Source organism: Xanthobacter albus, assembly GCF_043194895.2.
Taxonomy (GTDB): Bacteria; Pseudomonadota; Alphaproteobacteria; order Rhizobiales; family Xanthobacteraceae; genus Xanthobacter.
The window spans coordinates 4,503,222-4,524,606 of record NZ_CM195532.1 but is presented as its reverse complement, the minus strand read 5'-3'; the positions used below and the strand labels follow the sequence as shown (position 1 = coordinate 4,524,606).

Here is a 21,385-nt window from a genome sequence, read left to right as displayed (position 1 = left end):
CTGCGGAACCGCGGGAGCCAGCCGGAAGTCAAATCCGGCGGCGAAACCTGACACTGGGGTCACGATGTCTCACACAGCACAGCGCATTCTACTTGCCGCGTCTTTGGCATTCTGTGGAGCAGGGGCGGCGCGGGCCACCGAGGGCGGCGGCGGCGCCTATCAGAACGGCGCCGAAAGCTTCATGACCGGCTTCCTGCCGCCGCCGGGCTTCTATGTCGTCAGCTACAACGAATATTACACCGCGAGCACCTTCAAGAACAGCAACCCCATCTTCGACGACTTCAACGCCACCGCAGCCGCCACCGTGTTCCGCGCCATCTACGTCACCGATGTTCAGGTGCTGGGCGGCAACTGGGCGATGCACGCCTTCCTGCCCATCGCCAGCGTGGACGCCTCCTTCGGCGGCATGTCCGGCCACTCGTCCGGCATCGGCGACATCATCGTCGATCCCTTCATCCTGGGGTGGCACTTCGGCGAGTGGAACGTCATCACCGGCTTCGACATCACGCTGCCGACCGGAAAGTACGATTCCAATTCTCTCGCCAACCCCGGCCGCAACTACTTCACCTTCACGCCCGTCTTCGCCTTCACCTACCTCAACAAGGAGGGGTGGGAATTGTCCGCGAAGATCATGTACGATTTCAATACGAGGAACCAGGACACCGACTACCAGTCAGGCCAGGAGCTGCACGCGGATTTCGTGGCGGCCAAGCATTTCGGCCCCTTCGCCATCGGCCTCGGCGGCTACGCCTACAAGCAGACCACGCCCGACAGCGGCCTCGGCGCGGTGTTCGGCGGCTTCGAGGGGCAGGCGGTCGGCCTCGGCCCCCAGATCATGTACTCCTCCGGAAAGCTCACCGCCGTCGCCAAGTACATGAGCGAGTTCGCGGTGGAGAACAAGCCGCAGGGCGACCGGATCTGGATCAACATCGTCGCCGCCTTCTGACTTTTACTTCACATTTCTGGAGTCCAGGATCATGCCGGCGCAGTCCGTCATCGATGTGTTTTCCTATTCCGGCGGCATCGTCGGCCCCTCTGTGCCCATGCTCGGCCCGGTGGCCGACGGCGGCACCATCCGCACCGGCACCCCGCCCGGCTGCTGGGGCCCGATGATCACCCCCAAGTTCCAGGGCGGCCACGAGGTGACCCAGCCGGTGGCGGTGGAGGGCGCCGAGGTGGGCGATGCGGTGGCCATCAAGATCCGCCGCATGCAGGTCACCTCCCTCGCCACCGCCTCGGGGGTGATGGCGTTCGTGGAGGGGCGCTATCGCGGCGATCCGTTCGTGGCGAAGCTCTGCCCCGTGTGCGGCACCATGAGCCCGCCGAGCCATGTGGAGGGCATCGGCGACGAGGCCATCCACTGCGACGTGTGCGGCTCCGAGGTGAACGCCTTCCGCGTCGCCAACGGCTACGTGATCGTGCTGGACCGCGAGGCGGGCGTGAGCCTCACGGTGGGCAAGGCGGTGGCGGAGAAGCTCGCCGGCGAGGCGCGCGACTTCTCGGCCCTGCCGCAGGCCGCGGAGCAGCACTCCATCCTCGCCCTCGCCCATGCCGACATCGCGGGCCTCGCCGCCCACATGCAGCCGTTCCTGGGCAATATCGGCACCACGCCCTCGGCCGATATCCCGGACTCCCACAATGCGGGCGACTTCGGCGCCTTCCTCGTGGGCGCGCCGCACAAATACGCCATGACCGCCGAGGCCCTCGCCGCCGCCAAGACCGACGGCCACATGGACACCAACTCCGTGCGCGAGGGGGCCATCCTCATCTGCCCGGTGAAGGTGAAGGGCGCCGGCATCTACATGGGCGACATGCACGCCCAGCAGGGCAATGGCGAGATCGCCGGCCACGCCACCGACGTCTCCGGCGAGACCGAGGTGGAGGTCGAGGTCATCAAGGGCCTGCCCATCGACGGCCCCATCCTGCTCCAGCGCCCCGACGACCTGCCGCCCATGGCCCGGCCCATGACCGCCGCCCAGAAGGCGGCCGTGAAGGCGCTGGGCGCCCGCTACGGCCAGAACGAGGTGGAGGAGAACGGCCCCATCACCTTCATCGGCTCGGCCGCCAACCTCAACGACGCCACCAAGAACGGCCTGGAGCGCGCCGCCGCTGTCACGGGGCTGCCCTACGACGAGATCCTGAACCGGGCCACCATCACCGGCTCCATCGAGATCAGCCGCCTGCCGGGCGTGGTGCGCGTCACCTTCCTCTGCCCCATGCCGATCCTCGAGCGCCTGGGGATCGCCCATCTCGTGCGTGCGCAATACGGACTTTGAGGAGCAAATCCATGTCTGAGACCCAGCAGAAGTGGGCGTCCGCCTATCCCGAGCTCGGCACCGGCCCCATTCCGGTGGAACCGTGCGTCTCCCCCGCCTTCTTCGATGCCGAGATGGAGAAGGTATTCAAGAAGACCTGGCTGAAGGTGGCGCGGGTGGAGGAGATCCCCAACGCCGGCGACTTCAAGGTGAAGAAGCTGGCCTTCGCCCACACCTCGATCATCCTGATCCGCGGCAAGGACGGCACCATCCGCGGCTTCCACAACACCTGCTCCCACCGCGGCAACAAGGTGGTGGTGGAGAGCGGCGACGAGACCTTCGGCTCCAGCAAGGCGGCGGTGGTCACCTGCCGCTTCCACGGCTGGGTCTATGACGCCAAGGGCGATCTGGTCTCGGTGCCGGAGGAGGGGAAGTTCCACGCCTGCTTCCATCGCGGCGAGAACGGCCTCACCCCCGTGCGCACCGATGTGTGGGCCGGCTTCGTCTTCGTCAACCTGGATGCGGAGGGAACCCAGGGCCTGGAGGATTTCCTGGGCGGCATCGGCCGGCACCTCGGCGCCTATCCCTATGAGAAGATGCCGCGCGCCTATGCCTACAACACGGTGCTGAACTGCAACTGGAAGGTGGCGCACGACGCGTTCGCGGAAGCCTACCACGTGGCCACCATCCACGCCGGCTCGTTCCCGAACGTGTTCTCCTCCGGGCTTGAGAACGTGCAGCTTTTCGGCCCGCACCGCACCACGGCCGTGTGCCTCTCCATGAATGCCGAGGCCAAGCCGGTGGCGAAGCTCGCCAACTCCATCACCGGCGCCTCGCTGGTCACCAATCGCGGCGCCTCCATGCTGCCGCCGAGCGTGAACCCCGAGCGCCGGCCGGACTTCTCCTTCGAGCTGTCGGTGCTGTTCCCCAATCTTCTGCTGCATGTGTCCGAAGGCATCTGGTTCACCCACCAGTTCTGGCCGCTGGCGCACAACAAGACCCGCTGGGAGGGCCGCTATTACCTGCCGCTCCCCAAGACAAATTCCGAGGTGTGGGCGCAGGAATTCTCCCAGGTGCTTCAGCGCAACGCGTGGCTGGAGGACACCGCCACCATGGAGGACACCCAGGACGCACTCGAATCCGGCGCCAAGACCGTGATGCACCTGCAGGACGACGAGGTGCTGATCCGCCACGGCTATCACGCCCTCGAACAATTCATGACCGCCGCCGAGTGAGGATGACGCGATGACCGAGACCCTTCCCGCGGACTTCCAGGTTCTGGCTCCCTTCGCCGCCTGGGCGCTCTCCACCCAGGATGCCCGCCAGCACAAGCGCATCACCTCCACCAAGGCCGAGCTGAAGGCCTTCTACGACGCGGTGCTGCCGGAGCTGCCGAAGATGCTGGAATATGTGGACCGCTACCCCCTGGGCGAGATCGCGCCCGAGGCGCGGCCGGTGTTCTGGATGGCCCTTTCGATGGCCGAGGTGGCGCCCCACGTGGAGCTCTACCGCGGCGATCCCCAGGTGCCGCATTCCTTCGACGAGGCCCGCTTCGTCGCCGAGCACGGCCAGATCCCGGCATGAGCGCGGGGCTCTGCGGCGCGAGCGGGCTGGAGGCGCGCCTGGCGCGGCTCGAAAGCCAGGAGGAGATCCGCGGCCTCGTGGGTCTCTACGCCCTCGGCGCGGACCGCCGCAACGACCCGGAGATCTTCTCCGGGCTGTACACCGAGGACGCGGTGTGGGAGGCGGCCGGCTTCGGCCGCTTCCAGGGCCGCGCGCGGATCGTCGAGGAGCTCGCGCGCATCGGCCGCGAGACCATCGTCTGGACGCTGCACTACATGACCTCGCCGATCATCGAGATCGACGCGGAGGGGACGAACGCCCGCTGCCGCTGGTGGCTGTGGGAACTCTCCAAGATCAGGCCGGCGCAGGCGGACGAGCCGATCGCCCACTTCCTCGGCGGCACCTACGACGCGCGGCTTGAGCGCACGCCGGACGGCTGGCGCTTCTGCCACGTCACCCTGGACCTGCCCCTCATCAGCCCCCACGAGCCGGGCTTCAAGACCCGGCCGTGACCTTCCGGATTTCAAGGAACATTCCATGCGCAAGATCGCCATCATCGGCGGCGGGCAGGCCGGCCTGCTGCTCGGCTTCGGCCTGATCGACAAGGGCTACGACGTCACCATCTATTCCGACCGCACGGCGGAGCAGGTGCTGCACTCGCGCCTCGCCACCACCGCCTTCCTGTTCGAAAGCTCGCTGAAGATCGAGCGGGATCTCTGCCTCAACTTCTGGGAAGACCTCGGCCCCTATGGCGAGGGCATCCACGTGGACTTCCGCGCCCCCGACGGCACTGTGGGCCTTTCGGTGCAGGGCCGGCTCGGCGTCAACCACGGCCAGGCGCTGGACGTGCGCGCCAAGTTCCACCGCTGGATGAACGAATTCTCCCGCCGCGGCGGGCGGCTGGTCATCCAGGCCATCACCATCGCCGACCTCGAGCGCATCTCGGCCGAGAACGATCTCACCATCGTCGCCGCCGGCAAGGGCGCCATCACCGCCTTGTTCGAGCGCGACGAGGCCCGTTCGCCCCACAAGGTGCCGCCGCGCAACCTCGCCGCCGTGCTGGTGACGGGCTCCAACCTCACCGGCGACCGGCCGTGGCGGGAGATTCCCTTCCGTCCGCTGCGCTTCAATTTCATCGCGGGGGCGGGCGAATACTTCTCGCTGCCATTTTATACGCACACCAAGGGCGAGTGCCGCTCCTTCCTCTTCGAGGCGGTGCCCGGCGGCCCCATGGACGTATTCCAGGACGTGAAGGACGGGGCCGAGATGGTGGCCGCCGTCCGCGAGGTGGTGAAGCGCCTTACCCCCGACCAGGCCGAGCACGTGCCGGACGACATGGAGATCACCGACGCCAACGCCTGGCTGAAGGGCTCCTTCACGCCCGCCATCCGCCGGCCGGTGGGGGTGCTGCCCTCCGGCGCCATCGTGTTCGGCATCGGCGATGCGGTGGTGCTGAACGATCCCATCGCCGGGCAGGGCGCCAACAATGCCAACCGCATGGTCAAGGCCTATCTTTCCGCCATACTTGAGCGCGGCGACAGGCCTTTCGACCGGGCATGGATGGAGGGCCTGTTCGAGAGCTTCTGGGAGGCGTCCGGCCAGTACACCTGCGGCTTCACCAACGGGCTGCTGGTGCCGCCCACGCCGCCGGTGCTGGAACTGCTCGGCGCGGCCTCCAAGGTGCCGGCCATCGCCGACGAGTTCTGCGGCAATTTCAACGATCCCACCCGCTTCTGGCCGGCCATCGCCGATCTCGACGCGGCCAAGCGCTACGTGGCGTCGAAGGTGGCCCATGTCGCGTGACGCCGCGCCTGAAGCCATGCCCGCGCCGCCGCCCGGCGCGGAGGTGGAACGGCGCGCGATGCGCCGCTCCCTCTCCCTCTACGCCACCGGGGTGTGCGTGGTGACCACCCTTTCGCCGGAGGGCGAGAAGGTGGGGCTCACGGTGAACTCGTTCGCCTCCGTGTCGCTCGACCCGCCCCTGGTGCTGTGGAGCCTCGCCAGGACCTCGCCGCGTCTCACCCTGTTCCGGGGCGCGACGCATTTCGCGGTCAACGTGCTCTCCGCCGCCCAGGAGGAGCTGTGCGCCCGCTTTTCCCGTCCGGGCGCGGACCGCTTCGCGGGGCTCGACCTCGACGCGGGAGCCGGCGGCGCGCCACTGCTGCCGGGCTGCCTCGCCACCTTCGAGTGCGCGCGGCACGAGGTGGTGGAGGGGGGCGACCACCTCATCCTCGTCGGCCGCGTGCTGGCGCACCGGCGCGGCGCGGTCGCGGATGCCCTGGTGTTCTGCGACGGCGCCCTGAGAAGCTGGTCCGGGCTGCGGGAGGCGAGGGCAAATGGCTGAGTTTTCGGGCAAGGTCGCCATCGTCACCGGCGGCGCCACCCTCATCGGAGCTGCGGTGGCTGAGGCGCTGGTGACGGCGGGCGCGCGGGTCGTCATCGCCGACATCGACACCGAGGGCGGGGCGCGCGTCGCCGCCGGCCTCGGCGAGAGCGGCCTGTTCCTGCACACCGATGTTTCAAGCGATGCCGCCATCGCCGCCACGGTGGAGGCGTGCCTCGCCCGCTTCGGCCGCATCGACGCCCTGGTGAACGCCGCCGCCTGCTACATCGACAAGGGCGCGGCCTCCTCCCGCGCGGACTGGGCGGCGGCCTTCAACGTGAACGTGTTCGGCGCCACCGCCTTCCTGCAGGCGTGCCGGCCGCACATGGCGGCCCGGGGCGGCGGCGCGGTGGTGAACTTCACCAGCGTCTCCGCGCGCGTCGCCCAGGCGGGTCGCTGGGTCTATCCGGCCACCAAGGCGACCATCGAGCAGATCACCCGCTCGGCGGCCCTCGACCTGTCCGGCGAGGGTATCCGCGTGAATGCGGTGGCCCTCGGCTGGACCTGGTCCGCCCCCATCTCCGCCATGGTGCGGGGCGACCGGGCGCAGGCGGACCGCATCGCCCGGCCGCTCCACATCACCGGCCGGGTGGGTGATCCGAAGGAGGTGGCCGAGGCGGTGCTGTTCCTGCTTTCGCCCCGCGCCTCCCTCATCACCGGCACCACCCTGGCGGTGGATGGCGGCTATCTGGCCCTGGGCCCGGAAGGGCGCGGGCTTTCCGTGGGAGAGGTGGGGCCATGAACGACACGCTGACGGACGAGAGAGTGCTCTGCCGCGCCGCCGATGTGCCCGAGGGCGGCGCCCTCCGGGTGGAGCTGGACGGCCGGCCGCCGGTGGCGGTGTTCCGCGTGGGCGGGCGTTTCTTCGTTACCGACGACACCTGCACCCATGGCGATGCCTCCCTCGCGGACGGCGAGATCGACGCGGAGGAGCTGGTGGTGGAATGCCCCTGGCATGCGGGCGCCTTCGCCCTCGCCACCGGGGCGCCGTGCGGCGCGCCCTGCACCATTCCCCTGCGCGTGCACAGCTTCGAGCTGCGCGGCGAAGACATCGTGCTGGTGGGCTGAACCATGGCGCGGATCACCCTCGACGATGGCGCGGTCTTCGACTGCGAGGCCGGCGATACCCTGCTGCGCGCCGGCCTCAGGGCGGGGCTGGGCCTGCCCTATGAATGCAATGCCGGCGGCTGCGGCACCTGCAAGGTGGAGCTGCTTTCCGGCGAGGTGGAGGTGGCCTGGGAAGATGCGCCCGGCCTTTCCGAGCGAGACCGGCGCAAGGGCCGCCTCCTGGCCTGCCAGTGCCGGCCGCGCGGGGATTGCCGCCTGAAGGTGCGGCAGGACCCCGCCTGTATTCCCCCGCTGCCGCCGGGGCGGCGGCAGGCGCTGCTGGAGGGGTTTGAGGATGTCACCCATGACATCCGCGCCTTTCGCTTCCGGGTGGAGGGGCCGGCGCGCTTCCTGCCGGGTCAGTATGTGATGCTGGCGCTGCCCGATGGCCTGGAGCGGGCCTATTCCCTCGCCAACCTGCCCAACGCGGCGGGCGTGCTGGAGGTGATGGTGCGCCGCGTGCCCGGCGGGCGCATGAGCGCGCGCCTGTTCGAGGCGCCGCCGGCCGAGGTGACGGTCGACGGGCCGTTCGGCCTCGCGCACCTGCGGCCGGGGGAGCGGGACGTGGTGTGCCTCGCCGGGGGCTCGGGCCTCGCGCCCATGGTGTCCATCGCCCGCGCGGTGGCGGCGGAGGCGGCGCCGCGGCGCGTCGTCTTCTTCCACGGCGGGCGCACCGGCGCGGACGTGCTGGATGTGGCGCGGCTCGATGCCCTCACCGGCCTCGGCCCGCGCCTCACCTACGTGCCGGTGGTGTCCGGGGAGCCGGTTCGCGGCCTCGCCCACGGCATGGTGCACGAGGCGGCGGCGGCGTGGCTCGGGGGCAATATGGATGCCTTCGACTATTACTGCGCCGGCCCGCCGCCCATGATGCAGGCGCTGGAAACCCTGCTGGTGCGGGAGGCGGGCCTTCCCGCCGCGCGGGTCCGTTTCGACCGCTTCTTCTGAGGCCGAGGCCCGCGCGCTTGTCTCATGGCCCCTCGGTCACGCCCGCACGGCGCTTGAGCGAAGCTCGGGCGGCCCCGGTCGAAGACCGGGTCGACGGCATGAGGCCGCGCCCGCAATGGATGGGGCCGGCGGCAGCCTTGCCCATCCATCGGTGCGGTCAGCTTTTCTCCGCATCGGCGGGCGCGGAGGCCGCCGCCTTCGGCCGCGCGCCCGGCCGCAGCTTCTCGCGCAGGCCCTGGAACAGGACGTAGAGCGGCGGGATCACGAAGATGCCCAGGAAGGATGCCGCGATCATGCCGCCGAACACGGGCGTGCCCACGTTCTGCCGCGCGATCTGCGCCGCGCCCTGGGCCACCACCAGCGGATAAAGGCCGAGGATGAAGGCGAGGGAGGTCATCATGACAGGCCGGAACCTGAGACGCGAGCCTTCGGTGGCGGCGTCGAGCAGGTCCTCGCCGTGCTCGCGCCGCTCCTTGGCGAACTCGACGATGAGGATACCGTTCTTCGCGGCGAGGCCGATGAGCACGATCATGCCGATCTGCCCGTAGAGGTCGAGGGTGAGGCGTCCGATCACGATGGCCGCGAAGGCGCCGAGCATGCCCACCGTGACCGAGAGCAGCACCGGCAGCGGGATGGACCAGCTCTCGTAGAGCGCCACCAGGAACAGGAAGGCGAACAGGACCGCGAACGCGAGGATGGTGCCGGTCTTGCCCTCCGCCCTCTTCTCCTGGAAGGAGGTGTCGGTCCAGGCGCCGGAGAAGCCCTGCGGCAGGGTCTTCGCCGCCACCGCGTCCATGGCCGCCAGGGCCTGGCCGGAGGAGACGCCGGGGGCCGGCGCGCCCTGCACCGTCACCGCGCGCTTGTTGTTGTAGCGGATGAGCGCCGGCGGGCCCACCTCCACCCGCGCCTCCACGATGGAGCGCAGGGGGATCATCTCGCCTTTGTCGTTGCGCACGTGGATGCGGTAGATGTCGTCGATGCTCTTCCTGTCCTCCGCCTCCGACTGCACCTGCACCTGCCAGGTACGGCCGTAGAGGTTCATGTCGTTCACATAGAGCCCGCCCAGAGAGGTCTGCAGCGCCTGGAACACGCTGTCCAGCGGCACGCCCAGCACCTGCGCCTTGTCGCGGTCGATGTCGAGCTGGATCGAGGGGTTGGTCGCCGTGTAGGTGGAGAACACGCGGGCGAGCCGCGGGTCCTGGTTGGCGGCGACGATGAGCCCGCGCAGCACCTGGGCCAGCACCTTGGGGTCGCCGGCCCGCAGGTCCTGCAGAACGAAGGTGAAGCCGCCGCCGGTGCCGAGGCCGACGATGGGCGGCGGCGCCAGCGGCACCACCGTGCCGCCGGGGATCTGCCGCATCTTCTCGCCGAGGCGGGCGATGATGGCGTTCGCGCCGAGATCCTTGCCCTTGCGCTCCTCGAACGGCTTCAGCGTCACCACGATGAAGGCGGCGTTGGGCTGGGAGTAGTTGTCGATGAAGTTGAGGCCGATGACGGAGGTGAAGTCCTCCACCGTGTGCTCGTCCTTCAGCAACGCCTCTGCCTTCCGGATCACTTCGGTGGTGCGGCCCACGGAGGCGCCGCCGGGCAACTGCACCACCACGAAGAAGGCGCCCTGGTCGTCCTCGGGCAGGAAGCCCGTGGGCGTCACCTTCGACAAGGCGAAGATGCCCCCGGAGGCCACGAACACGCACACCAGCCCGATGAGCGAGAACCGCACCAGGCGCGCCACCGCCGCGCCATAGGCGTCGCGCACCCTGTCGATGGCGCGCATGACATAGCCGATGGGCCCCCGTTTCGGCCCGTGGGCGGGCTTGAGCAGGATGGCGCACAGGGCGGGCGAGAGCGTCAGCGCATTGATGGCGGACAGGAACATGGCGACCGCCACCGTCACCGCGAACTGGCGGAACAGCTCGCCGGAAATGCCGGGGATGAAGGCCACCGGCACGAACACCGACAGCAGCACCAGGGTGATGGCGATGATGGGCGCGGTGATCTCCGCCATGGCCTTCTTCGTGGCTTCGGCGGGGGTGAGATCGGGATGCTCCTCCATCACGCGCTCGACGTTCTCCACCACCACGATGGCGTCATCCACCACGATGCCGATGGCGAGCACGATGGCGAGCAGCGACACCGTGTTCGCCGAATAGCCGATGGCGTTGAGCACGATGAAGGTGCCGATGAGGCTCACCGGCACGGCAAGGGTCGGGATCAGCGTGGCGCGGAACGAGCCGAGGAAGAGGTAGACCACCAGCACCACCAGCACGAACGCCTCGATGAGGGTCTTCTGTACCTCATGCATGGTTTCGGTGACGAAGGTGGTGGGGTCGTAGGTGACCTTCCAGGCGAGGTCCTCGGGGAAGGCCTTCGCCAGCTCGTCCATGCGGGCGCGGATGGCGTTGATGGTGGTGATGGCGTTGGCGCCGGGCGACTGGTAGAGCGCCAGCACCGCGGCGGGGCCGCCGTTGAAGAGGGTCTCGCGGTCGAGGTTCGCGGCGCCGAGCTCCAGCCGCGCCACGTCGCCGAGGCGCAGCACCGATCCGTCGGGATTGGTGCGCAGCACGATCTTCTCGAACTCCGCGACGCTGGACAGGCGCCCCTTGGTGCGCAGGTTGAGCTGGAGCTGCTGGTCGTCGGAGACCGGGCGCGCGCCGATGCGGCCGACGGCGGCCTGGATGTTCTGTGCCTTGATGGCGTTCACCACATCCTCCGTGGTGAGGCCGAGGCCGGTGAGGCGATCGGTCCTCACCCAGGCGCGCATGGCGTAGTCCTGGGGTCCCCAGAGCGAGGCGTCGCCGACGCCGGGAATGGACTTCAGCTCATCCAGGATGTTGATGGTGACGTAGTTGGAGATGTAGAGCGGGTCATGGGTCTTCTGCGGCGAGTAGATGGCGAGTACGCCGAGCAGCGCCGAAGACTTCTTCTTTACGGTCACGCCCTGGCGCTTCACGTCCTCCGGCAGCTTGGAGAGCGCCACCTGCACGCGGTTGTTCATGTTGACGGTGTTGATGTCCGGATCCGTGCCGAGCTCGAACGAGCCGGTGAGCGTGTAGGACCCGTCGTCGCCGGACACGCTCTTCATGTAGATGAGCTTGTCCACGCCCACCACCTGCGCCTCGATGGGCTGGGCGACGGTGGAATCCACCACCTCGGCGGAGGCACCGGGGTAGAAGGTGGTCACCGAGACCTGGGGCGGGATGATGTCCGGATACTGCGCCACGGGGATGGCGAGCAGCGACAGCAGGCCCGCGATGACCGTGACGATGGCGATGACGATGGCGAGCCGCGGGCGGTCGACGAAGACGGAGGACAGCATGGTTCAGCCCTTGAGGCTGGAGGCGGCCGGCGTGGCACGCACCGCGGCTCCGGGCCGGAGCGCCTCGAACCCGTCCACGACCACCTGGTCACCAGTCTTCAGGCCCTCCGTCACCACCACGTTCGCGCCCACGGTGCCGCCGGGCGTGATCCGCCGCACCACGGCCTTGCCGTTCTCGACCACGAATACGTAAACGCCCCCCTGGTCGGCGATCAGGGCCGCCTGGGGAATGAGGATGCGCTCCTCGGGGGTGCCGGCCTTCAGCTCCACCCGCACCAGCTGGCCATCCACCAACTGGCCCTTCGGGTTGGGGACGTCGGCGCGCAGGATGACGGTGTCGGTGGTGCGGTTCACGGAGACATCGACGAAGTTGATGCGCCCCACCTCGCCGTAGACGGTTCCGTCCGGAAACTTGATGCGGACCTCCACGTTGGAGAGGTCCACTTTCCCTTCTTCCTTCTGCGCTTCCTGGTAGTCGCGCTGGCTCACCGGGAAGGTGACGTACATGGGGTCCTGGCTCACCACCGTGGCGAGCACCCCGCTCTCCGGCCCCACGATGTGGCCGCGGGTGAAGGCGGTGCGGCCGATGCGGCCGACGATCGGCGAGACGATGTCGGTGTAGCCGAGGCTGATCTTCGCCGTGTTCAGCGCCGCCTCCGCGGTGAGCAGCGCGCCCGTGGCGGATGCCTCGCCGGCCACGGCCTGGTCGCGGGCCACGGCGGTGCCGGCATTCTTGGCGAGCAGTTCCTCGGCGCGCTCGCGCTGGATCCTGGCGAGGTCCAGGGCGGCCTGCGCCCGCGCCACGTCGCCCTCGGCCTGCTGCACGTCCGCCTCGAAGGGGGGCTTCTCGATGCGGTAGAGGGGCTGGCCCTCCTTCACGGTTTCGCCCTCCTTGAACAGCACCGCCTCCAGCATGCCCTTCACGCGCGCGCGGATGTCCACGCGCTCCGGTGCCTCCACGCGGCCGACGAACTCCATGGCCTGGGACACGGGCCTGAGTTCCGCCGGCACCACGCTGACGGCGACGGCCCCCTCCTGCGCGTGCAGAAGCCCGGCGCTTCCCAGGAGGAGCAAAGCCGAGGCCGCGCAGCTGATGATGACGCGAGACATGCCCTTCCCCCCAACACTTCCGGAGAGCGCCCGCGCCCGTCCGGAGTCGGATAAAGAATTCGTTGGTGCACTGAGATCTGAGGCATCGGCATGACGCGACGTCACATCTTCAGTGTGGTACATCTGTACTTCCGTTCTTCTGTATATGAGAGCTTATCTCCGAAAAACGCGCTTGTGGAGCCGAATTTCACCGGTGCGCTGTGCATGTCACCCGGCGTGCTCGGGCGCGCCGGAGGGGAGGGGAGCTGTGTCCGGCGCGGGCAGCCCTTCGGCGTCGACCAGCCGGCGGACTTCCTCGACGAAGGCTTCCGTCTGCGGGCCGAAGCTGATGTTCGCGGTCAGGCGGTCCATCAGGGTCAGCAGGCGTGCCTTGTCCTGGGGGCTCTCCAGCAGCGCCGGCAGGGTCGCGAGCGCCGCCTCCGGAGCATGGTCGACGATGATGGACTGGCGCCGGATGACCGCCTGCGCGGCATCGGCCGGCAGGGCGATGAGCCCCACCTCCCGGCCCACCAGCTCGCGGATCTGGCGCAGCCTCGAAAGCTGGTGCCGGCCGCTGCCGCGGCTCTGGGCGAGCAGCGCGACACGCACCGCCGCATCCGTGAAGCCGCCTTCCCGCACTGCCGCGAGCGCCGCCTGGACCTCCGCCGGCGGCTCCTCCACGAGGGCGGGGTCCGCCGGGGCGCTCAGGTCCGGGTCCAGCATGGCGCAGGTGCCGTAGAGGCGGAAGAACTCCGTTTCCACGGTGGCGTCGCGCAGCCGGCGGAAGAGGTCCCAGCCGGCCGTGACAGTGGCCGCGGCGAAACGCTCGGCGGCCGCGTGTGGCCCCTCTTCGTCCCGTGGGGTGCGCTGGCTGCGGGCGAAATCCGCGAGCGGTGCCAGCGCCTTGAGGACGGGGTTGAGATCCGAGAGGCCCCAGCGCGCCGCCCGCAGCGGGTGCGCGGCCCGCAGCGCGCGCCCCATCTCGGGCGTCACCAAAGCGGAGAGGCGGGGATGGACCAGAGCCTCATAGAGATTCGAGACATGCTCCGAGACATTGGCCACCACCTCGAAGGGGATCTCGTCGCGGCGGTCGTATTTCTGGAGCCGGGAGATCTCTTCCACCTGTCGTTCTGTCAGAGAGACATCATATCTCACTTCGCCATCGACATGCTCTTCCACGATCCGCATGCCATAGAGGCCGGGCGGCAGCGCCTCCACGTATTCGACCAGGTTCACGATCTGCGCATGCTCGCGCCGCGCGATGGCGCCGGACACGAAGATGCCGAGATGGCCGACGCTGTCGTGCATCAGCCCCACCACCACCTGGCCGGCATCCTTCAGCGCCTGGGTGGAGGGGTAGATGTCCGCCACCCAGTTGATGGCCTGCTGGGGCGGGGTGATGTTGTCGCCGAGCGAGGCGAACACGATGATGGGCGAGCGCACCGCCTTCAGGTCGAAGGTGCGGCCCGGCGCCCACTCCGCCTTTCCGGCGGCGAGCTTGTTGCCCACGAACAGGTTTTCGACGATCCACTTGATCTCGTCCCGGTTCATCAGGAAATAGCCGCCCCACCAGCGCTCGAAATCGAGGAAACGCGCGGGCTCGGTGTCGATCCTGGACCAGAGGTTGTAGTATTTCGTGAAGTAGGTGTTGGCGGGGTTCAGGTATTCGAAATTGTCCACCAGATGCGCGCCGTCGAACACGCCGCCGCCGAGATCGGCGGCGAGCAGCGCGGTCCACGAGCCGCCCAGGACGCCCCCCGCATAGCGCATGGGGTTCTCGGCATCGTTGCCGGCCCAGTAGGACATGGGCGCGCCGTTCACCACCACCGGGCCTACGCCGTCGGGATCGAGCGCCGCCACCAGCATGGCCGCCCAGCCGCCCTGGCAGTTGCCCACCACCACCGGCTTGCCGCGGGTGGGGTGGCGCTCGCGCACGATGCGCAGGAATTCGGATTCCGCCAGCGCCACGTCGGCCAGCGTCTGTCCCGGCACCGGCTCGGGGAAGAAGGCGACCACGTAGACCGCATGCCCCGCCTTCAGGGCGAAGCCCACCTCCGAATCCGCCTTGAAGCCGCCGATGCCGGGCCCGTGGCCGGCGCGCGGATCGATGACCAGGAAGGGCTGCTTGGCGGGGTCGAGCACCACGCCGGGCGGCGGCAGGATGCGCAGCAGGGCATAATTGCAGGGCCGCGCGAAGGTGCGGGCATCGGCGATGGTCTCGTGATCGAAGGCCAGCAGCGGCGGCTTGCCGGCCTTCTCGTGGGCGATCCAGTTGTTGCCGCGCTGGCGCAGCGTGTCCCAGAAGATGAGGGTGCGCTGCATCGCATCGAAGGCGTAGGAGACACCATCGCGCCAGACGGCGGCGGGTTCGGGCGCGGGGGTGGCGGCAAAGGCGGCGGCGGCTTCCCGCATCGCCTCGCCATAGGAGAAGATCGCCTCGCCCAGCCGCAGCCGATACACTTCCGCGATGCGGCCGTACATCGTCATCATGTCCGTGGGGTGCATGGAAGCTTCCTCCGCATTCCCCCATGGCCCGGCGATGGAGCCGCGCCCGCATGGCCCCGTAATGGACTGTCCCGCACGCACCGGCGCGCGGCGGCGGGAATCCGAAGTGTTCTGCTCTATCGAAATACCGTGTTGAGTCTGCGATTACATCAGGTCACGGTATAAATGTGCGCATGGAGCCGCAGGTTCCAAGTTGTATATAGTTTTATGTTGTATCCGGCCGGCTGGCAAGGTTCCCGGCGGTGTCGGAGGCGCCGTCCGGCAGCACCACCTCCTCGTCCACGGCCGTGAGCGCCTTCACGGCGTGGCGCAGGGTGGGGTAGATGGCGACGTTCTCCGGCGCGAGGCCCCGTGCCGCCATCCAGGCGCGCCACTCGGTCTGGCGACCGGCGGCGACGATGCGGATGCCCCGCCCGGCAAGTGCCGCGGCCACCTCCTTCAGCGTGAACAGGCCGGTCACGTCCACCTCGGTGATGGGCACGAGATCCACCACCACGCCCTCGGCCGTGCCATCGTGGCCGCTGGCCGCGGCCAGCAGGCTGCGGCGGAAGTGGTCCGCATTGAAGAACACGAGCGGCCCGTTGAAGCGAAAGATCACCACCCCCGGCGGCGTCGCCGCGCCCGGATGCCGCGCGATCGCGTGGAAGCCCGGCATACCCTTTACCCGGCCGAGCACCTCCACCCGCGGCCGCGCGGTGATGTGCACGAACCGCAGCAGCGCCAGCACCACCGCGATCAGGATGCCCTCCGTCGCGCCCAGCCCCACCACGCCCAGGGTGGCGAGGAGGCTGATGGCCGCCTCCGTCCGGTCTAGGGTATAGATGAACCGCAGCGTGGCGAGATCGATGAGGGACACGCCGGCCATCACCAGCACCGCGCCCAGCGCCGCCACCGGCACATGGGCGAGCGGGGCGGTGAAGAACACCAGCACCAGCCCCACCGCCGCCGCCGCGAACAGCCCCGTGGCATGGGTGCGCCCGCCGGTGGCGTCGGCCATGGCGGTGCGCGAATCCGCGCCGCTGATGGCGAAGCCGCGGGTGAGCACCGCCACTATATTGGCCGCCCCCAGCGCGGCGAGGTCGCGGTCCGGGTCCACGTCGTAGCCGTTCTTGGAGGCGAAGGCCCGCGAGGCCAGCATCATGCTGGTGAAGCTCACGAGGGCGAGGCCGGCGGCCGCCGGCAGCAGGCCCGGCAGCGCCTCCATGCTGAAGGCGGGGAGGATCGGCGCCGGCAGGCCGGCGGGCACGTGGCCGAGGGTCTTCACCCCCTGTGCCTCCAGCCCCAGGGCGAACACCGCGAGGCCGCACAGCGCCATGGCCGCCACCGCCGCCGGCAGCGACGGCAGAAGGCGTGACGACAGCGCGAACACCGCGAACGCCCCGAGCCCGAGCGCCAGGGTGGGGCCATGAGCCTCAGGCGCCTTGGCCGCGAGCTCGATGAGAAGCGGAATGGCCCCCTCGGCCGTGGTGGTGACCCCGAGAATCTTGCCCAGCTGGCCGAGGATGATGGTGATGGCAATGCCGTTGAGGAAGCCGACCAGGATCGGCTTCGAGAGGAAATCCGCCAGCACGCCCAAGCGCAGGAAGCTGGCGACGATGCACATCAGACCCGTGAGCAGCGCGAGCTGGGCCGCCAGCTCCCCGTAGCGCGCCGCGTCCCCCGCCGCGAGCGGCGCGACCGTGGCGGCGATCACCGCGCAGGTGGCGGCATCCGGCCCGAGGATGAGCTGGCGCGAGCTGCCGAGCAGGGCATAGACGATCAGCGGGAACAGGCTCGAATAGAGGCCCACCTCCGGCGGAAACCCGGCGAGCTGCGCATAGGCGACGCCCACCGGCACCGCCACCGCCGCCACGGCGATGCCCGCCCGGAGATCGGCCACGAGATCCGCCGGGCGGGCGGCGAGCAGCCCGGCGAGGCCGGGCGCCCAGCGGGCGATGGTCTGCTTGGCGGCGGTCATGGCGGCGGGGCGTTTCCTGTTGCGCGGCCGGCCATAATGGCCCCCGGCGGCCGTCCGATCCAGCCGTGCGATACCGGCCCGGGATCGCCTGGGGAGCGGCCGTTGTGTCGCGAGAACAGGTTGCGGGGGGACCGCCCGGCCTCCGGAGCATGTCGCTTCTTCCCCTGTCCAAAGGGGGAGAGGCATATGGTGCCGGCGGCGGGGGAGGGCTTTCATCCGGCGTCGGGGGCCGGTGCCGCGCCGGCCCCGCTTGCGCAGGCATCTTCGACGCCTGAAGCCTGGGCCGGCTGGTGGGCCGCGTCTATCCGGTGGGGCCGTCCCTTCGGGAGAGGGGGCGCGGTCAGGCCCTTTGGTTCCAGGGCGCGCGGGTCAGAAGCAGGCCGAGGCCGCAGGTGTCGGTGACGCCCGCGAACACCAGGCCGGCGCCCACGAAGGCGGAGAGCAGGATGAACAGCGGCTGGACCAGCCACGCCAGCAGCACGCCCAGCACCACCAGGGTTCCTGCCGCGATGCGCACCTGCCGCTCCAGCGAGATCACCTTGCGCGCGCCCCGCGCCACGGAGTAGCCCGCCGCATCCCAGGCGGAGGTGCCGCCTTCCACCACGAGCACGTTCGTGAAGCCCGCCTTCTCGAAGGCGGTGGCCGCGGCCTTCGAGCGGTTCTGGGTGCGGCAGATCAGATAGAGGGGCTTGTCCCGTTCCACCTGCCCGGCGCGCTCCAGAGCCTGCGGATCGAGGGCGTCGAGGGGGGCGCTGCGCGCCTCGGGAATATGCACCTCGCCGTATTCGGCCGGCGTGCGCACGTCGATGAGGGTGAGCGGGCCCTGCGCGATGCGTTCGCGCAGGGTGTCGATGGAGATGAGAGTTGCCATGTCGGCCCCGTACCATCGGCTCCGGTCTTCGGCCGGTGCCAGTTGAGTTCTGCGCAAGCGCCGCGCGGGCTTGATCGAAGGCCCGTGAGAACAGCTCACGGGCCTTCGGCATCAGCCGCGCGGCAGGGCGTGGAGGGCCTCGACCAGGGCGTCCACGTCCTCGCGCGTGTTGTAGAGCGCGAGCGAGGCCCGCACCGTGGTTTCCACGCCGAAGCGGCGCAGGGCCGGCTGGGCGCAATGGTGGCCGGAGCGGGTGGCGATGCCGCGCCTGTCCAGGAACTTCGCCACCTGCTCCGTGTCCCTGTTCCCGATGACGAAGGACAGGACGCTCGCCTTGTTGCGGGCGGTGCCGATCAGCCGCAGGTCCCGCACCGTGGTGATGGCGTCGGTCGCATAGGCCAGCAGCTCGTGCTCGTAGGCGGCGATCGCCGGCAGGCCGACGCTTTCCAGGTAATCCACCGCCGCGCCCAGCCCCACGGCGCCGGCGATGTCGGGCGTGCCCGCCTCGAACTTCTCCGGGATGCCGTTGTAGATGGTCTTGGCGAAGGTCACGTCCTTGATCATGTGGCCGCCGCCCTGCCACGGGGGCATGGCTTCCAGCAGCTCGGCGCGGCCGTAGAGGATGCCGATGCCGGTGGGGCCGAACACCTTGTGCCCCGAAAGCACGAGGAAATCCGCCCCCAGCGCCTGCACATCGATGGGGATGTGGGGGGAGGATTGCGCCGCGTCAACCAGAACCGGCACGCCGCGGGCGTGGGAGAGCGCGATGATCTCCTCCACCGGGTTCACCGTGCCCAGCGCATTGGCCACGTGGGTGATGGAGACGAGCTTGGTGCGCCCGTTCAGCAGGGCGGCGAACTGTTCCAGGATCAGCTCGCCCCGGTCGTTCACCGGCACTACCCGCAGCACCGCGCCCGTCTGCTGCGACAGCAGCTGCCAGGGCACGATGTTGGCGTGATGCTCGATGGTGGAGACGATCACCTCGTCGCCCGGCCCGATGTTGGCGCGGCCGAAGCTCTGGGCCACGAGGTTGATGGCCTCGGTGGTGCCGCGCACGAACACGATCTCACGCGCCTGCGCGGCGCCGATGAAACGGCGCAGTTTTTCCCGCGCCCCCTCGAACAGGTCGGTGGAGCGCTCCGCCAAGGTGTGGGCGGCGCGGTGGATGTTGGAATTGTGCCGGGCGTAATATTCGCTGGTGGCGTCGATCACGCTCTGCGGCTTGTGGGTGGTGGCGGCGTTGTCCAGCCACACCAGCGGGTGGCCATGCACCTTCTGGTGCAGGGCGGGGAAATCCCGCCGCACCTTCTCCACGTCGAAGCCCGCCAGCGCCGGGCCGTGCCCGCGCGCGGGCTGCGCCGCCGCGTTGCGGGAGGTGCCGGGGGTGAGGAAGTAGAAATCCGAGGCGGCGAACGGGTCCGCCCCCGCCGGATTGTCCACCACCCGGATGCGCGACCAGCCGTTGCTCTCGGCGCCTCCGGGAGCCGCATGGCGCGGCTCCTCCACGCGGCCGAACGAGGGGCTGTCGGCCCCCGCCGCCCGCAGCAGCGGGCCCAGCTCCAGCGCGCCCGTGTCGATCTGCGGCGCCGCCGGCTCCGCGGCGCGCGTCGATTCCAGCGGATCGATCACGGGATGCACCGGCGGCAGGGTGGTGCTCACCTGGTGCGGATCGGCGCTGCCCAGGGCCACGCTGGCCGGCGCGCCCTGGGAATAGGCGCGGCGGCTGATGGAGGGCTCCGGCCCCGGCGCGAGGTTGGCGGGGGCAAGCCCCGCCGGGCTCAGGGCCGAGGTGGGAATGGCGGTTTCCGCCAGCGTGGCGGCATCCGCGCGCGGCCAGCCCGTGTCGGGCCAGGCGGCGTAGGGAAGCGGGGCGCTGGCGCCCCGGCTGAACTCGTTCCAGATCTCATTGGCCAGCCGGCCGATCAGCTCGCTCTGGAAAGGGTCTCCGGGTAGCCCGGAGACCTCGTGTGGTAGGGCCGCGCCCAGGGCGCGCGGATCAGGCGTAGTCATGGTAACGGCCGATCAGCACGTTATCGAGGCGGCCGATGGCATCCTCCACCAGCACCGCGGCCGAGAAGTAGCGCGTGACGAGGTGCGAGGCGATGGAATGCTCGTTGGTGCCGGAATAGCGCACCGAGAGGCCCGGCTCCACCTCGCCGGTCACGCCCACCTTCTGCAGGCCCACCACGCCCTGCTCGGCCTCGCCCACGCGCAGCAGCAGGATGGAGGAGGAGGCGACGCCGGTCTGCGGGTCCACCTGCACCGGCACCTTGTCGCTCGGCACCAGCGGAACGCCGCGCCAGGTGAGGAAAGGCGAGCCGTAAAGGTGCACCACCACCGGCGGGACGCCGCGGCGGGTGGCCTCGCGGCCGAAGGCGGCGATGGTGCGCGGATGGGCCACGAAGAAGGCGGGCCGCTTCCACACCAGCGCGATCAGGTCGTCGAGATCGTCCGGGGTGGGCGGGCCGGAGCGGGTGGGAATGCGGAAGCGCGGGCTCACCTCGTGCAGCAGGCCGAACTCCGCATTGTTCAGCAGCTCCCACTCCTCGCGCTCCTTCACCGCCTGCACCGTGAGGCGGATCTGCTCGCGCAGCTGGTCGATCTCGTTGGAGTAGAGGTCGGTGATGCGGGTGTGGGTGTGCAGCACCGTCTGGATGGTGGAGAGGTGGTATTCGCGCGGGTGCTCCGCATAATCCACGAAGGTGGTGGGCAGCAGCGGCTCGCCGGCATGGCCGGAAAGCAGGCTGACGACGCGCTCGCCGAAGGCGTTGGTGCGCTGCTCGGCCTTGTTGCGGGCCGTCACGCTGGCCTCGATCTTCTCGCGCAGCCCCTTGATGGCGTCGAGCTTTTTCAGGTCGAGGGTGAGGAGGGTCGCCTCGGAAAGCGCCTTCACGGCCGGGGCGTGGATGCTCTCACCCTCCAGCGCCTCGGCGCCGAAATAGTCGCCCACGGTGGCGAGGCGCTGCCGCAGCTGGCCGCCGAAGGGGCCGCCGACGAACAGCTCCACCGTGCCTTCCGCCACCACGTGGAAGTGCCGGGCGTCCTTGTCCTGCTTCACGGCCACTTCGCCGGGCGCGTGACGGGCGGGCGTGAACGCCTCGGCGAGGGCGGAGAGGGTCTCCTCGTCCAGGTCCGCCAGCACGGGAATGTGGCGCAGGCTGTCGGGCTCGATGGTCTTCTCGGCGGTGATGCGCAGCAGGCCGGGACGCGGCACCACCACGGAGCGGCGGTTGACACGGTACACGCCCCCCGCGACATCGACCCAGGGCAGAAGCCGGTGCAGCCAGCGCGGCGTGTTCTCCGCGTTCTGGACGACGGTGACGCTGGCGGTGGCGAGATTTCGTGCAGCGGCGGCGCTGACACTCAGCCTCAGGTCACTCATTTACACGCACTC

Annotated in this window: 17 protein-coding genes; 10 read left to right on the top strand and 7 right to left on the bottom strand. The window is 69.6% G+C overall.

From position 1 onward, the window contains the following. Positions 1-64: 64 nt before the first annotated feature. From V5F75_RS20060 to V5F75_RS20015, 10 genes are read left to right on the top strand one after another with little or no spacing between them, the layout of a single operon-like run. Complete coding sequence (locus tag V5F75_RS20060; RefSeq protein ID WP_394034127.1) at positions 65-946, top strand: SphA family protein; 882 nt, start codon at positions 65-67, stop codon at positions 944-946. A gap of 31 nt (positions 947-977) precedes the next feature. Beyond that, positions 978-2,276, top strand: a complete 1,299-nt coding sequence (locus tag V5F75_RS20055) for an acetamidase/formamidase family protein (RefSeq protein ID WP_394034126.1) — start codon at positions 978-980, stop codon at positions 2,274-2,276. A gap of 11 nt (positions 2,277-2,287) precedes the next feature. After that, a complete protein-coding gene (locus tag V5F75_RS20050) occupies positions 2,288-3,490 on the top strand; it encodes an aromatic ring-hydroxylating oxygenase subunit alpha (RefSeq protein ID WP_394034125.1) in 1,203 nt (400 codons plus the stop codon). A gap of 10 nt (positions 3,491-3,500) precedes the next feature. After that, positions 3,501-3,839 (top strand): hypothetical protein, encoded by a 339-nt coding sequence (locus V5F75_RS20045; RefSeq protein WP_394034124.1) that lies wholly within the window; start codon positions 3,501-3,503, stop codon positions 3,837-3,839. After that, positions 3,836-4,330: a nuclear transport factor 2 family protein gene (locus V5F75_RS20040; protein WP_394034123.1), complete on the top strand. Its 495-nt coding sequence runs from the start codon at positions 3,836-3,838 to the stop codon at positions 4,328-4,330. The genes V5F75_RS20045 and V5F75_RS20040 overlap by 4 nt, the downstream gene beginning before the upstream one ends. Before the next feature lie 25 nt (positions 4,331-4,355). Beyond that, the gene (locus tag V5F75_RS20035; protein WP_394034122.1) at positions 4,356-5,621 is read left to right on the top strand and encodes a styrene monooxygenase/indole monooxygenase family protein; all 1,266 of its coding nucleotides are present in this window, start codon (positions 4,356-4,358) and stop codon (positions 5,619-5,621) included. Then, the gene (locus V5F75_RS20030) at positions 5,611-6,162 is read left to right on the top strand and encodes a flavin reductase family protein (protein WP_394034121.1); all 552 of its coding nucleotides are present in this window, start codon (positions 5,611-5,613) and stop codon (positions 6,160-6,162) included. Before V5F75_RS20035 ends, V5F75_RS20030 begins: the two co-directional genes overlap by 11 nt. Then, positions 6,155-6,943, top strand: coding sequence for an SDR family oxidoreductase (locus tag V5F75_RS20025; protein ID WP_394034120.1), 789 nt, complete (start codon positions 6,155-6,157; stop codon positions 6,941-6,943). Before V5F75_RS20030 ends, V5F75_RS20025 begins: the two co-directional genes overlap by 8 nt. Then, positions 6,940-7,269, top strand: a complete 330-nt coding sequence (locus tag V5F75_RS20020; protein WP_394034119.1) for a non-heme iron oxygenase ferredoxin subunit — start codon at positions 6,940-6,942, stop codon at positions 7,267-7,269. Before V5F75_RS20025 ends, V5F75_RS20020 begins: the two co-directional genes overlap by 4 nt. A 3-nt stretch (positions 7,270-7,272) precedes the next feature. Continuing rightward, positions 7,273-8,253: a 2Fe-2S iron-sulfur cluster-binding protein gene (locus V5F75_RS20015; protein ID WP_394034118.1), complete on the top strand. Its 981-nt coding sequence runs from the start codon at positions 7,273-7,275 to the stop codon at positions 8,251-8,253. A gap of 157 nt (positions 8,254-8,410) precedes the next feature. On the opposite strand, the gene V5F75_RS20010 is transcribed toward V5F75_RS20015, so the two are convergent. The 7 genes from V5F75_RS20010 to V5F75_RS19980 all read right to left on the bottom strand — a co-directional run bounded on the left by V5F75_RS20010 (position 8,411) and on the right by V5F75_RS19980 (position 21,373). Continuing rightward, on the bottom strand, positions 8,411-11,569 hold the full coding sequence (locus V5F75_RS20010; RefSeq protein ID WP_394034117.1) for an efflux RND transporter permease subunit: 3,159 nt from the start codon (positions 11,567-11,569) through the stop codon (positions 8,411-8,413). A 3-nt stretch (positions 11,570-11,572) separates the two neighbouring features. Next, complete coding sequence (locus V5F75_RS20005; protein ID WP_394034116.1) at positions 11,573-12,679, bottom strand: efflux RND transporter periplasmic adaptor subunit; 1,107 nt, start codon at positions 12,677-12,679, stop codon at positions 11,573-11,575. A gap of 207 nt (positions 12,680-12,886) precedes the next feature. Next, positions 12,887-15,163 (bottom strand): DUF3141 domain-containing protein, encoded by a 2,277-nt coding sequence (locus V5F75_RS20000; RefSeq protein WP_394034115.1) that lies wholly within the window; start codon positions 15,161-15,163, stop codon positions 12,887-12,889. A gap of 205 nt (positions 15,164-15,368) precedes the next feature. Further along, positions 15,369-17,120, bottom strand: a complete 1,752-nt coding sequence (locus tag V5F75_RS19995) for a SulP family inorganic anion transporter (RefSeq protein ID WP_394034114.1) — start codon at positions 17,118-17,120, stop codon at positions 15,369-15,371. A 340-nt stretch (positions 17,121-17,460) separates the two neighbouring features. After that, on the bottom strand, positions 17,461-17,991 hold the full coding sequence (locus V5F75_RS19990) for a rhodanese-like domain-containing protein (protein WP_394034113.1): 531 nt from the start codon (positions 17,989-17,991) through the stop codon (positions 17,461-17,463). Between the two features lie 111 nt (positions 17,992-18,102). Next, a complete protein-coding gene (locus V5F75_RS19985; protein ID WP_394034112.1) occupies positions 18,103-20,001 on the bottom strand; it encodes a SufS family cysteine desulfurase in 1,899 nt (632 codons plus the stop codon). Further along, positions 19,988-21,373 (bottom strand): family 2B encapsulin nanocompartment shell protein, encoded by a 1,386-nt coding sequence (locus V5F75_RS19980; protein WP_394034111.1) that lies wholly within the window; start codon positions 21,371-21,373, stop codon positions 19,988-19,990. Before V5F75_RS19980 ends, V5F75_RS19985 begins: the two co-directional genes overlap by 14 nt. Positions 21,374-21,385: the final 12 nt, after the last annotated feature.